12 protein-coding genes are annotated in these 12,896 nt (G+C 65.3%); 9 read left to right on the top strand and 3 right to left on the bottom strand.

The window, feature by feature from the left end; translation table 11 throughout:
- Position 1: 1 nt before the first annotated feature.
- The 3 genes from DCM80_RS03530 (at position 2) to DCM80_RS03540 (ending at position 1,136) form a co-directional block, all read left to right on the top strand.
- A complete protein-coding gene (locus tag DCM80_RS03530) occupies positions 2-370 on the top strand; it encodes a rhodanese-like domain-containing protein (RefSeq protein ID WP_257195777.1) in 369 nt (122 codons plus the stop codon).
- Between the two features lie 126 nt (positions 371-496).
- Entirely contained in the window at positions 497-688 is a 192-nt protein-coding gene (locus DCM80_RS03535; RefSeq protein WP_257195779.1) for a hypothetical protein, read from the top strand.
- 154 nt (positions 689-842) lie between these two features.
- A complete protein-coding gene (locus DCM80_RS03540; RefSeq protein ID WP_257195780.1) occupies positions 843-1,136 on the top strand; it encodes a hypothetical protein in 294 nt (97 codons plus the stop codon).
- 39 nt (positions 1,137-1,175) lie between these two features.
- Here DCM80_RS03540 and DCM80_RS03545 read toward each other — a convergent pair whose 3' ends face one another.
- On the bottom strand, positions 1,176-2,138 hold the full coding sequence (locus DCM80_RS03545; protein WP_257195781.1) for a helix-turn-helix domain-containing protein: 963 nt from the start codon (positions 2,136-2,138) through the stop codon (positions 1,176-1,178).
- A 241-nt stretch (positions 2,139-2,379) separates the two neighbouring features.
- Here DCM80_RS03545 and DCM80_RS03550 point away from each other — a divergent pair, with 241 nt between their 5' ends.
- The 5 genes from DCM80_RS03550 (at position 2,380) to DCM80_RS03570 (ending at position 9,186) form a co-directional block, all read left to right on the top strand.
- Positions 2,380-3,351 carry an ABC transporter permease gene (locus DCM80_RS03550; protein ID WP_257195782.1) on the top strand — a complete coding sequence of 324 codons (972 nt, stop codon included), beginning with the start codon at positions 2,380-2,382 and terminating at the stop codon, positions 3,349-3,351.
- 40 nt (positions 3,352-3,391) lie between these two features.
- On the top strand, positions 3,392-4,408 hold the full coding sequence (locus tag DCM80_RS03555) for a sugar ABC transporter substrate-binding protein (RefSeq protein ID WP_257195783.1): 1,017 nt from the start codon (positions 3,392-3,394) through the stop codon (positions 4,406-4,408).
- Between the two features lie 76 nt (positions 4,409-4,484).
- Positions 4,485-6,602 (top strand): SMP-30/gluconolactonase/LRE family protein, encoded by a 2,118-nt coding sequence (locus tag DCM80_RS03560; protein ID WP_257195784.1) that lies wholly within the window; start codon positions 4,485-4,487, stop codon positions 6,600-6,602.
- On the top strand, positions 6,599-7,693 hold the full coding sequence (locus DCM80_RS03565; RefSeq protein WP_257195785.1) for a strictosidine synthase family protein: 1,095 nt from the start codon (positions 6,599-6,601) through the stop codon (positions 7,691-7,693). Before DCM80_RS03560 ends, DCM80_RS03565 begins: the two co-directional genes overlap by 4 nt.
- Complete coding sequence (locus tag DCM80_RS03570) at positions 7,690-9,186, top strand: sugar ABC transporter ATP-binding protein (RefSeq protein ID WP_257195786.1); 1,497 nt, start codon at positions 7,690-7,692, stop codon at positions 9,184-9,186. The genes DCM80_RS03565 and DCM80_RS03570 overlap by 4 nt, the downstream gene beginning before the upstream one ends.
- A 43-nt stretch (positions 9,187-9,229) precedes the next feature.
- Here DCM80_RS03570 and DCM80_RS03575 read toward each other — a convergent pair whose 3' ends face one another.
- Entirely contained in the window at positions 9,230-9,442 is a 213-nt protein-coding gene (locus DCM80_RS03575; RefSeq protein WP_257195787.1) for a hypothetical protein, read from the bottom strand.
- Positions 9,443-9,884: 442 nt separating this feature from the next.
- On the opposite strand from DCM80_RS03575, the gene DCM80_RS03580 reads away from it, so the two are divergent.
- Entirely contained in the window at positions 9,885-10,160 is a 276-nt protein-coding gene (locus DCM80_RS03580; RefSeq protein WP_257195788.1) for a hypothetical protein, read from the top strand.
- A gap of 19 nt (positions 10,161-10,179) precedes the next feature.
- On the opposite strand, the gene DCM80_RS03585 is transcribed toward DCM80_RS03580, so the two are convergent.
- Positions 10,180-12,855, bottom strand: a complete 2,676-nt coding sequence (locus DCM80_RS03585) for an EAL domain-containing protein (RefSeq protein WP_257195789.1) — start codon at positions 12,853-12,855, stop codon at positions 10,180-10,182.
- Positions 12,856-12,896: the final 41 nt, after the last annotated feature.

A 12,896-nucleotide genomic window follows, 5' to 3' on the forward strand; every position in this document is an offset into this window, starting at 1 on the left:
CATGCCCACCAGCGTCAAGCAAATGCTCGAAGCCGCCAACGCGGCGGTGCCCAAGATCACCTCCGACCAGGCCGCCGAGATGATCAAGGCCGGCAACACTCTCGTCCTCGACGTGCGCGATGCGCCGGAGGTTGCCGCCAACGGCAAGATCGAGGGCGCCCTGCATGTCTCGCGCGGGATGCTGGAGTTTCGGGCGGACCCGGAATCGCCCTATCACGACAAGGCGTTCGACAAGAGCAAGTCCGTGATCCTGTACTGCGCATCCGGCGGCCGGTCGGCGCTGGCCGGCAAGGTGTTGAAGGATATGGGGTACGACAAGGTCTATAACGTCGGCGGCTTCAAGGACTGGACCGGGGCCGTCGAGAAATAGCGAACACGAGGCACCGTTCCGGGTCGTCGGAGCGGCCCGCTTCGGCTTGTCGGTCGGCGCGCCTTATCCCGGTTGCAACAATCAGCCCTCCTTCGCGTTGTTCCGGCGCACACAGCGAGGCGCGCCATGACCAAGCCTACCGACAAGGATGCCGAACTGACACCCGACGACTTCCCGCTCGAAGCCGACAAGGACAAGCTCAGGACGCACAAGGGCGAGCCGGTGGCCTCGGCCGAGTCGGAGCAGATTGCCGACGAATTGGCCGAGCGGCTCAACGAGCAGGCGCATCGGGAGGAGCAGGACCGCTGGTCGGCGTGACGCGCCGGCGTCACCGCCGCGAATAGGAACGGGCCGCCGCACCAGGCATTGGCTCACGCCGGGGTTTTGCAATTCCGGTCAATGGCAGCCTCGGCGCGACGTCCCCAGCCTCTGACCAGCGCCAAGGCCGCCTGACCCAGGTACAGGAGCGAAAATGAAAACCTTTATTCTCGCCGTCCTCATCGCGGCGCTCGCACAAGGCCCGGCATTCGCGCAAGGCGGCACCGGCGCGTCCAGGACTGGATCGGGCATAAATTCGACAGGCACCGGCGGCGCCACGGGAGCGGGTGCGTCGAGCCTGAACACGTCGTCGGACAACAACAGCGGCGGCGCGAGCGCACCGGCAAGATCCACCTCCGAGCGGCCGAGCGCGAACGACCCGCGGCAGACGCAAGGCGGCCAGCAGGCCGTTCCAGGCTCCGGCTCGACGGGCGCGAAGAGCAAGTAGGACGATCCGGCCCAGCTGCGCTTCGCGCCGGCCGCCGCCCTACTGGATCGCCGTGATCTGGCGCCGGCGCAGCTCGGACGGGCTGTGGCCGAACTTGCGGCGAAACACCGTGCTGAAATGCGATGAGCTGCTGAAGCCGAGCCGATAGGCAATCGCGGTCACCGAAAGCGCGCGCAGCTCCGGGCGCATCAGCGCATCGTAGCAACGCTGCAGGCGGCGGTTCAAAATCCATTCCGACACCGACATCTCGGTCGATCGAAACAGATAATGCAGATGCCGGAGCGAGACGCCGTTGCTCCTGGCAATCTTCTCCAGCGACAGGTCGGGTTCGGTGAGGTGCTCCTCGATCCAGGCCTTGACGGAACGCAGCCGGGCGTTGCGCGCGGTTGCATCCTCCGAGAATTCGTCCTTGTCGCCCATGTCGAGCGCGAGCGCCAGGACGTCCATCAGTTCGTGACCGAGCCGGCCTCGCGCCGTCTCCTCCAGGCTCGAGGCGCCCGAAGCAAGCAGGGCGCAGAATTCGGCGGCGATCCGGCCCAAGCCCCGCCCCGTGGCGATCGTCGCTGCGAGCGGCATCTTGCCTTCGGCGAAGCGCGAGGAAAACTCCTTGCGCGGAATCTCCAGGTACAACGACCGGAATTGGTTCGAGCACTCCAGATCATACGCGTCGGAGGCCGAAAAGATCGCGCCGATGCCTGGGCTGGTCATCAGGGTCTGGCCGGCCTGAAGCACGTCCATGCTGCCCTGCTGCAGAAACTGGACGTAGTAACAATCCTTGTCGAGCTTGGCGATGTGCCGCTCGCGCCGTGATATGCGCTGCTCCGACAGGAAGACGTCGCTCATCGTGACGGGGCCAAATTGCGCCTCGCGGATAAAGCCTTGATAATCGGCCGGCTTCACCGCGTTCACGTCGACATGAACATAGTGATCGCAGATCGCGTCCTGCCAGGCCGCGAACCGCTTGGCCGGGTCTAGCTCCTCGGTTGTAAAGACGAGATCCATCGGCGGCCCGTTGCGAGGTTGGCTGTGCAGCGCACAAAAGCCCGCCCTCGATCTTAGGTTCCTGTCAGCTTCGTGCAAGACTCTTTGCGCGCCAGCGCAAAAGGTTTGCGCGTTGACGCAAGTCAGCGCGAGCTCCCTCGCCTATCAAGCGCAAAACAAATCTTGGGACGGGGGGAGGCAAGCGCGCGCCGTGACGGCGATCCCGCACGCGCAACGCCAATCCCCCCGGGGATGGCAAGCGATGAAGCGCGTTCGGATCAGCCAACAGGAAATCGTGTTTGCGGTCTTTGCGGCACTCTTCCTGAGCTTCTCGATCTTCCTCAACGGCTTTCTGTCCGCGGACAACATGCTGACATTGCTGCAGAACGTGGCAGTGCTCGGCATCCTGGGCCTGGCCATGGCGATCGTCGTGATCGGCCGCGGCATCGACCTGTCGTTGATCGCGGCGCTCGCGGTCCCCGGCGGCCTGGTGCTTCAGATGGTACAGAACGGGCATTCGCTGCCGGCCTCGCTGCTGGCGGCCGGCCTGTTGTCGATCGCGGTCGGTCTCGTCAATGGCTGGCTGATCGCCTATGCGGAAGTGCCGCCTCTGTTCGCGACGCTGGCGACCGGCCTGTTCGTCGCCGGCCTCGGCCAGGCCGCCCTTTTTCAGCTCGACGTTGTGCAATGGAGCGAGGGCATGGCCGGGTTCGAGCGGCTCGGCCAGGGGAGCATCCTCGGCATCCCGACCTCGATCGTCATGTTCGCGATCGCCTGCGTCGTGGTTTTCGTGCTGCTGCGCAAGACGCGGTGGGGCGCCTACATCTACGCGATCGGCGACAACCCGTTCGCGGCGCGCGTCACAGGCATCCCGACGCGGCCCATCATCGTGCTGCAATACGTCCTGGCGGCCCTGATCGGCTGCTTTGCGGGCCTGGTGATGGCGGCGTCCGTCAACTCGATGCCGACCCGCATCTTCAACTCGACGCTGATCTACGATGTCATCCTCGTCGTCGTGCTCGGCGGCATCGGCCTATCGGGCGGACGCGGCGGCGTCGTCAACGTCATCATCGGTACGCTCCTAATCGGAACGATGCTGAACGGAATGACGATCCTGAACATCCCCTATGCCGGCCAGAACCTCATCAAGGGCCTCGTGCTCCTGGTCGCGGTCATCACCGACACGTTCCTCAATCCACGCAACGAAGAAACGGCCCAACAGGGCGACATCTGATCTGCCCAAAACAATACGCTGTCCAACTAGGAGGAAACCAATGGCCTGCATGCACAAATTCGCGCTTGCGAGTATCGCCGCATTGACGCTTTCGGCCGGCACCGGCCCGGCTTTGGCCCAACAAGGGCTCGACGAGCCGTTCCAGAAAACCTTCCGGGAAGCGCTGGCCGGCAAGACCGTCGCCTACGTGCCGGTGGCGATGAACTTCGACCTGACGGAGGGCTGGTATGCCGGCCTGAAGAAAGAGCTCGAGCCGTTCGGCGTCAAGTTCGTCATCCGCGATCCCAACTGGAATACCAACGCTGGCGCGCAAGCCGTCACCTCGCTGATCTCGGAGAAGCCGGCGGTAATGGTGATCCACAATCCCGACGTCCAGACCTACGCCAAGCTGCTGCAGCGCGCCGAGAACGAAGGCATCTACGTCATCCAGATCAACATGGGCTCGGCCTATCGCAGCTCGGCCTTCGTCGGCGCCAACTGGATCGAGATCGGCGAGCGCCAGACCGAAGGCGTGGTAAAGGCCTGCCAGGGCAAGTCGAACAAGATCGCCATCATCCAGGGCGCGCTCTCCGCGGCCGCCAGCGCCTACACGCTCAAGGGCGTCGAGAACGTCCTCGCCAAACATCCCGAGATCAAGGTCGTCTCCAGCCAGGCCGCCGATTGGGATGCCGCCAAGGCCAAGGCGATCACCCAGACGGTGCTGAAGCAGAATCCCGACCTCTGCGGCATCGTCGGCTTCTGGGACGGCATGGACATCGGCACCGCCGCCGCGATCAAGGAGGCCGGCCTGACCGGGAAGGTGTTCCTGGCCACGTCGGGCGGCGGCGAGCGCAAGGGCGCTTGCGAGCTCGTGAAGAACGGCTCGTTCGATCTCAACATGAGCTACGACGTGCCGACCCAGGCCGCGCAAATGGCCGGTACAATCAAATGGCTGCTGTCGTCGGGTGTCAAGCCGGGCTCGGTCAAGGGCTCCGAATACACCACGCTGATCCCGATCACCAAGGAGAACGCCGACAGCCAGATGGCGTGCTGGAATCTCTCCGATCTCAAGAAGTGATCGCACCCGAAGCTGCGCGTTTCGCCCGTTCCGGTGCGGAACGCGCAACCTTGCTCATGGAATCAGCGGAAGGCAGATGCGCGAGACACTGACGAGGCTCCGATATCGCTATTGGCCGGACCATCTCCTCGGCGAGATCCTGTCCAAACGATGGACCGAAACTGCCATTCCGGTGATCCTGCTGCTGATCGTCGGTTTCGCGCTCAGCCGCTCACTCGAGCACTTCCTATCGCCGTCGAGTCTTGCCGACACCGCGCGGCAGGCCGGCGAGATCGGCTTCATCGGGCTCGGCATGGCGCTCGTCGTCATCGTCGGCGGCATCGATCTGTCGGTCGGATCAATCTTCGCGCTGACGGATTTCTGCGCGCTCTACCTGCTCGACGTGCTCAATTGGCCGGTCCCCGCCGTGGTGGTCGTCACCATGATCGTCGGCGGCCTGCTCGGCGCCGTGAACGGCGTGCTGATCGGGTATCTCAGGCTGCGCGCCTTCATCACCACGCTGATCACGCTGATCATCTACCGCTCGGCCTATGATCTCCTGATCCAGCGTTATTCCAACGCCATCGCGTCGGCCTTTCCCGACATTCCGTCCTGGGATTTCATCGGCGGCGGAACCGTGCTCGGGATTCCCAGCGTCGCGCTGGTCTATATCGTGATCGCGATCTTCGGCCATATCTTCCTGACGCGCTTGCGGCCCGGCTGGCACATCACCGCGATCGGCGGCTCGCGGCGCTCGGCCTACAATTCCGGCATTGCCGTCCGCCGCACCATCGCGCTCTGCTATGTCGCGAGCGGCGTACTGACCAGCATCGGCGCGCTCTTCTTCGCGGCCCGGCTCGGCACCGTCGGTGGCGATATCGGCGTTGGCCTCGAGGTGATCGTGCTGACCGCCACCGTGCTCGGCGGCATCACCCTCGGCGGCGGCAAGGGGTCGGTGGTCAAGTCCATGGTCGGCGTGCTGATCGTGCTTCTCGTCACCAACGGCCTGACCGCCATGAACGCCCGCGGCGGCGTCAACCGCATGGCGCTGGCGTCGATCCTGCTGGCGGCCGCGATGGTCGACATCCGCTGGCAGAAGAACCGCACGCGCATCATCAGCAAGGTCTATGTCGCGCCGACCTATCATGCGCTGCCGCCACCGCCGCCGACCGAGATCGGCCAGGGCGGGCCGTTCGAGCAGAACGACAGGCTGCGCGACGTCACGTTGATCGGGCTCGGCCGGATCGAGGCGCCCGAGGACGTCATCCTCGACCGCAACGACGTGCTCTATGCGGGATCGCGGCACGGCGACATCATGCGCTTCTTCCCGCCAGATTACGAGCGCATGGAGGTGTTCGCGCATATCGGCGGCCAGCCGCTCGGCATGGCGTTCGACAAGGAGGACAATCTCTATGTCTGCATCGGCGGCATGGGCCTCTATCGCATCAGGCCGGACGGCACCGTGGAGAAGGCCACCGACGAGACCAACCGCAGCCTCTACTCCGTGAACGACGACAGCCGCCTGCGGCTTGCCGACGATCTGGACATCACCGACGACGGCCTGATCTTCTTCTCGGAGGCCACCGTGCGCTACGAGATGGACGAATGGCCCGTCGACGGGCTGGAAGCGCGCGGCAATGGCCGCATCATCTGCTACGACACCAAGACCGGCACGACCCATACCGCGCTGCGCGGTCTCAAATTCCCGAACGGCGTCGCGGTCGCCAGCGACGGGCAATCCATCCTGTTCGCGGAGACATTCGGCTGCTCGATCAAGCGCTATTGGTTCGCAGGCCCCAGGAAGGGCGACGTCGAGATCGTCATGGACAACCTGCCGGGCTATCCCGACAACATCAACCTCGCCTCGGACGGCAATTACTGGCTGGCGCTGGTCGGCATGCGCAGCCCGTCCCTGGATCTCGCCTGGAAGATGCCGGGCTTCCGCCGGCGCATGGCCAAGCGCGTGCCGGTCGACGAATGGCTGTTCCCGAACATCAATACCGGCTGCGTCGTCAAGTTCAACGAGCAGGGCAAGATCCTGGAATCGTTCTGGGACCTCAAGGGCCTCAATCATCCCATGATCACCTCGATGCGCGAGCATCGCGGCTATCTCTATCTCGGCGGCATCGCCAACAACCGGATCGGCCGCTTCAAGCTCGAAAATGCCGATCCCAGTTTCGTGCAGTACGACAAGCGCTGGGGGAGGTCGTCGTGATCGCCGCCATCAGCGAATTCGCCAACCGCGTCCTCGGCCGCGGCGAGGCGGCCATTACCGTTCCGTCATTCGATGGGGCGTTGAAGCCGAACCAGGCGCTGGAGCAGGCGGACATCCTGCTCGCATGCGAGGCCCCGGAGGATCTCGCCACCGACGGCACGTCGCTGCTGCTTGCCGACGGCACGCGGCTGACACGCCTGACCGGTGACTCAGCACAGACGATCCGCAGCTTCGAGCGGCCGATCTCCGCGCTGGCGTGCTTGCCCGGCGGCGGCCTCGCCGTCGCACTCGGCGGCACCGAGGTCCGGCTCTACGAAGATGCCGCGGCCGAGACGCCTGCGACGGTGTTTTCGCAAGGGCTGCATGCCGTCAATGCGCTCGCGTCGGCGGCCGAGGGGACGTTGATCGCAACGGACGGATCGTCGTTGCGCGGTGTCGACGACTGGGCGCGCGACCTGATGGAGCTCGGCAGGACCGGCCGGGCGCTGCGGCTCGATCCGATGACCGGCGCTGTCGCGCAGCTTGCCGGCGGATTGGGCTACGCGTTCGGCGCCACCGCGAGCAACGGCAGCGTGCTCGTCAGCGAGAGCTGGCGGCATCGCCTGATCTCGATCGCTCCGGACGGAAGCCGCAAGGACCTGCTCCGTCACCTGCCCGTCTACCCATCCCGGCTTTCGCCGGCGCGCGGCGGCGGCTTCTGGCTCACCGCCTTCACCGCGCGCACCCAGCTCGTCGAGTTCGTGCTGCGCGAGACGGCCTATCGCCGCCGTATGATCGCGGAGATCGACCCCGAGTTCTGGGTGGCGCCGCGTCTGCGGTCCGGTCATTCCTTCAAGGAGCCGCTGCAGGGCGCGCACATCAAGACCATGGGCGTGATGAAGCCCTGGGCGCCACCGCGCTCCTACGGTCTCGTCATCCGGCTCGGGGCCGACGGCTTGCCGCGCTATTCGCTCCATAGCCGGGCCGACGGCGTCAACCACGGCATCGTCGCCGCGGTCGAATGCGGTGACGACCTCGTGATGATCGCAAAAGGCCCCGGCCGCGTCATCAGCCTGCCGCTGGCCAGTCTCGGCGAGGAGGCCCGCGCATGAACGACCTCGTCCTTTCGCTTTCGAAGGCAACCAAGCTCTACGCCGGCGTGCCCGCCATCGACGGCGTCGATTTCGACCTGCGGCGCGGCGAGATCCACGCGCTGGTCGGCGAAAACGGCGCGGGAAAGTCCACGCTGACGAAGGTCATGGCCGGCGTGGTGACGCTGACGTCGGGCGGCATGACGGTCGACGGCGTCGAGGTCACGCCGAAGACCCCGCTGGAGGCGCGCAACCTCGGCATCGCCATGGTGTTCCAGGAGAACAGCCTGGTGCCAACGATGACGGTGGCGCAGAACCTGTTCCTCGGACAGGAAAAGTTCTACAACCGCCTGCGCGGCATCTACATCGCGGCCCAGCAATTCCTGCAATCGCTCAACTTCGACGTGACGCCGACCGCGACGGTCGGCGGCCTCGGCGCGGCCAAGAAGCAGATGGTGGAGATTGCGCGCGCGGTCTTGCACAAGGCGAAGGTGATCATCTTCGACGAGCCGACGGCGACGCTGACGCCGGAGGAGAAGAAATACTTCTTCGACCTGGTCAAGGACCTGAAGCGGCGCGGGGTCTCCATTATCTTCATCTCGCACGCTCTCGAAGAGGCGCTGCTGCTTGCCGACCGCATCACCGTACTGCGCGACGGCAAGCACGTCGTGACCGACGAGGCCTCCCGCTTCGACCGGGCGCGCATCGTGCAGGCGATGGTGGGACGGGATCTCTCCAACACGCTCTACGGCGCGCGCAAGACGAACGTCCGCCCCTCCGGCAAGCGGGTGCTGACCGTACAGAACCTGAAGATGGCGCCGATGGTGAAGAACAATTCGCTGTCGGTGTTCGCGGGCCAGATCACCGGCGTCTTCGGCCTCGTCGGCGCCGGGCGCACCGAGACGTTCAAGATCGTCGCTGGAGTCATGAAGCGCGACTTCTTCCATGGCGGCGAGGTGATTCTCGACGACAAGCCGGTGCGCTACCGGGTGCCCGCGCCGGCGGTGCAGGCCGGCATCGCCTACGTGACCGAGGACCGCAAGGTCGAAGGGTTCTTCGAGACAGCATCCATCGCGCGCAACATCTATCTCGGCCTGCTCGCCAAATTTCCAAGGGGACGCGCTTGGCTATCACGACGCGAAAGCGCCGCGGCCGGAAAGTCCTGGATCGAGCGCCTCAAGGTGCGCGCCATCGGCGACGAGGCCAAGGTCGTCGAATTGTCCGGCGGCAACCAGCAGAAGGTCGTGATCGCCAAATCGCTGGTCCAGGATCCCGAGCTCATCATATTCGACGAACCTACGCGGGGCGTCGATGTCGGCGCCATCGTCGAAATTCACGAGCTGATCAATTCGCTGGCCGACAAAGGCAAGGCGGTGGTCGTGATTTCCTCCTACCTCCCCGAGATCATGGCGCTGTCCGATCGCATCCTGGTCTGCAGGCAGGGCAAGGTCGTCGAGGAATTTTCCGCGCTAGAGGCGACGGAGGAAGCCATCATGTATGCGGCGATCCACTGATCGGCCTCCTGCTGCCCCTTGCGAGGCAACCGGCGCGGTCGGATCAGGCGGAACGCGGCGTTGACCCAGGCTGTCCGTTCGGCTCGTTCAGCAGCCGGCCGGTGGTGGTGTTGACGAAGTGCAGCGACATGCAGGCCGGGCACCTCACCGGGACATAGCTGTCCACGGGCGTGCGCCCCTCGGGCCGCTCGTCGTCGATCCGTTGCTGGACGTTCATGCCGGTGCGGGGGCACCTGAAGAGAATCTGGCGCTGCATGCTTCCTTCATGCGCCCAAACCCGAGCCGGCGAAATTGCGGACGATTCCTTACGGGCCTTTCCCAGGTTTGCGATGGGTCAATGCGAACGGCCCGCCGCTCCCTATGCTTTGCACGACATCGGGCGCGCCGTCGCTCCGGTGCCGCACGAAGCGGAGCCCGGACTCCTAGGCACTCCGGGCACCGCTTCGCAAGACAGGGTGCAAGCGTCCGCGATCAGGGAGCCGGCTCCGCAAGGGGAGGCTTCGCCGGCAGGTTCGATGGAACGAAGGCCGGTACCGCGGCTCGCCCAGCCCTGAACAGACCATGCAATCGGCCTCGGTCGCCCGTTGGAAACGCTCCTCGGAAACCGGGGCTGATTGATTTCGCCCGGCCGGCCCGCCACCCAATGCCGCCGCCGGCAAGAGGCCACCATCGAGACCGCCTCGATCAGGGGAGCAGCCATGATGTCCGCGAAGCTCGACGATCTCCCTGCGGCCGTGCGCTACGCGCTCGAGACGACGCGCGCGACCACGGTCTGCCCGTTCCACGGCGAGGTGATCATCCGCGTCGGCGACGACGCCGCCGAGAGCCATGCCTACGAACGCGCCAAGCGAATCCTGAAGAGCGACGGGACGCCCTTCGAGGCGGACGCGCTCAGGGAAGAAATCGGCCGGCAACTCGCGGTCGCCGCGGACGGGCGGTGCCCGAAATGCGATCGGGCCGATCCGGCCGGCTAGAGCGCGCTGCCTCCGCCGGTCAGGAAGCCGCGCGCCTCGAGGCCTTCTTGCTCGGCCGGGAGGACACGAGGCTCCGCGGCCGCCCGATCAGATATCCCTGCATCTCGTCGCAGCCTTCCTGCATCAGCAGCGACATCTGTTCCTCCGTCTCGATGCCTTCGGCAAGGACCGGCACCCCAAGCCCGTGGGCGAGGCCGATCACGGCCCGGACGATGGCGAGCGATCGGTCGCTCTGACCGAGCGAGGCGACGAAGGAGCGGTCGATCTTGATGCGGTCCAGCGGAAACGCTTCGAGATATGACAGCGACGAATATCCCGTTCCGAAATCGTCGAGTGCGATCAGGATGCCGAGCGCCTTGAGCGATTGCATCGTCGTCTTGGCGCGCGGCATGTCCTCGATCAGGACGCCTTCGGTGATTTCGAGCTCGAGACGCGCGGCCGGAAGCCCGCTGTCGCGCAGCGACCGGCGGACCTGCCGGTCGAGGTTTTCCCGGCGGAACTGCGCCGCCGAGACGTTGACGGCCACCCGCAGCGGCTGGTCCCATGACGCCGCTTCCCTGCACGCCTCCATCAGGACCCAATCGTCGATCTGCGCGATCGAGCCGCTTCGCTCCGCGATCGGAATGAACTCGCCCGGCGGGATGATGCCGCGCACCGGATGCCGCCAGCGCACGAGCGCCTCGTAGCCCATCAGCGTGCCATCGCGATGCTGCTGCGGCTGGTACTCCAGATAGAGCTCGCCCCGCTCCACGGCGGCCTGCAAATCGTGCTCCAGCTCACGGCGGTCCCGCAATTGCTGGTCCATCACGCTGGTGAACAGGCGGACGGCTCCCCTGCCCTCGTGCTTGGCGCGATAGAGCGCGGCATCCGCATTCGCCAGCAGGGCAACGGAATCGCCGGCATCTCTCGGATACAGCGCGACGCCGACGCAGAGATCGATCTTCAGGGCATGGCCGTCGACCTCGATCGGCTGCTCGAACTGTGCCCGCATCCTGGTGGCGAGCAGCTCCGCGGTTGCCGGCAGCGGCGCTTCATCGATGATGCCGATGAATTCGTCGCCCCCGACGCGCGCCACGTAGGATCCTTGCGAGACGTCCTGCAGGCGTCTTGCGGCCTCGCGGAGCACGGCGTCACCGACGGCATGACCGAAGCGGTCGTTGATCGCCTTGAAGTGGTCGAGATCGATGCAGAGCACGGCGAAGGCGCCATCGGCGACCTCGGCGCGTTCGATCGCGGCGGAGAGATGCTGGCCCAAGGCGGCCCTGTTGGGCAGCTCCGTGAGCGCGTCGTGACCGGCGAGATAGCTCACCCTCTGCTGTGCCCTGTTCCGTTCCGTCACGTCGAAGCCGACGCAGACATGGGCGGGTCGCCCGTCATAGACCAGCGGTCGGGATTCGATCACGACCTCGATCACCTCGCCGTCGGCCGTCCTGTGCAACTCGCAGTCGCGTTCGGCTGTCGCCTGCTGCTGCGCATGGGCGAGCTGATGCTCGGACATGGCGAGGAGATCCTGGCGGGAATAGCCGTAGTGCCTGCACATCGCACCATTTACGGCGATGAGCCGATGTGTCTTCGCATCGACCACCCACATCGGAAGCGGGTTCTCCTCGAACAGCAGGCGGAAGGAGGCTTCCGCCTCCGCCAGCGCCCTCTCGGTGCGATGGCGCTCCGTGATGTCCTCGTGGGTTGCGACCCAGCCCTTCCCCTCAGGGCGATGCCGGATCCGCACGATCCTGCCGTTGTTCAGCTCCACGGTCGTATCCGAATTCTCGGCGATCACCGGAGCGCTGTTGCGCCAGACCAGATAATCCTGCTTGGACATCTTCGGGGCGCTGCCGGCCGAATAGCGGAGATCGACGATCTCGCTCAGCTTCATGCCCGGCCGGACCAGTTTCGGATCGAGATCGTAGACCTCGAGGTATTGCCGATTGCAGACGATCAGGCGCTGATCGGCATCGAAGAAGCAGAGCCCCTGGGACATGTTGTTGAGCGCCCGGTCGAAGCGCTCCGCGAACGCGGTCGCGGTCTGCTCGGCGGCCCGGGCGCGATCGCCTTCCTCGGACAGCCGTGCATGGGTCTCGACCAGCTTCACGAAGGAGCGGAAATTGGTGTTGATCATCCGGGCGAGCAGGACGAGCAACGCCAGCAGATTGATCCCGACCGAGATCAGCATCCCGTCGCCGGAGAGCAGCAGGAGTGTCGCGATCGGTGCACCGGCGATCAACATCGTCAGCCGGGACGACGGCGGGAAGCTGCCGAGGCAGTAGGCAGTCCCGACGCAGCCCATGAAGAGCAGCAGGCAGACCGACACACGCAGGCCGGGATCGACCACCATGAACAGCGCCAGGATCCAGATTACGAAGCTGGAGCTGATCACTACGGTGGCGAGACGAGCCCTTACGAGCTCTCGGTAAGCCTCCTCGGCGGTGAAGTCCTCCTTCTTCAGCCGCAGCCACTGCACCAACCGAAACAGACAGGCCACCAGGAGCGCGGCCGGCAAGGCAAATCGCAGCCATGGCGACACCGTGCTCGGAAGGAGCAACCCCACGCTGATGCTGTTGACCAGAAGCGCGGCATAGAGAACCGGCACCTGCTTGCGGAGCACGCGGAACTGCTCGACGAGCAGCGAACGGCCGAGCGGATCGGTCGTGTCACCGATCGCGAATGCGTCGCGAAGCCGCGCGAAGAAACCCATCGAGATTGTCCCAGCCACGTCAAACGCTAGGACAGATGGGC

It is taken from the genome of Bradyrhizobium sp. WBOS08 (assembly GCF_024585125.1).
GTDB classification, from domain to species: Bacteria; Pseudomonadota; Alphaproteobacteria; order Rhizobiales; family Xanthobacteraceae; genus Bradyrhizobium; species Bradyrhizobium japonicum_B.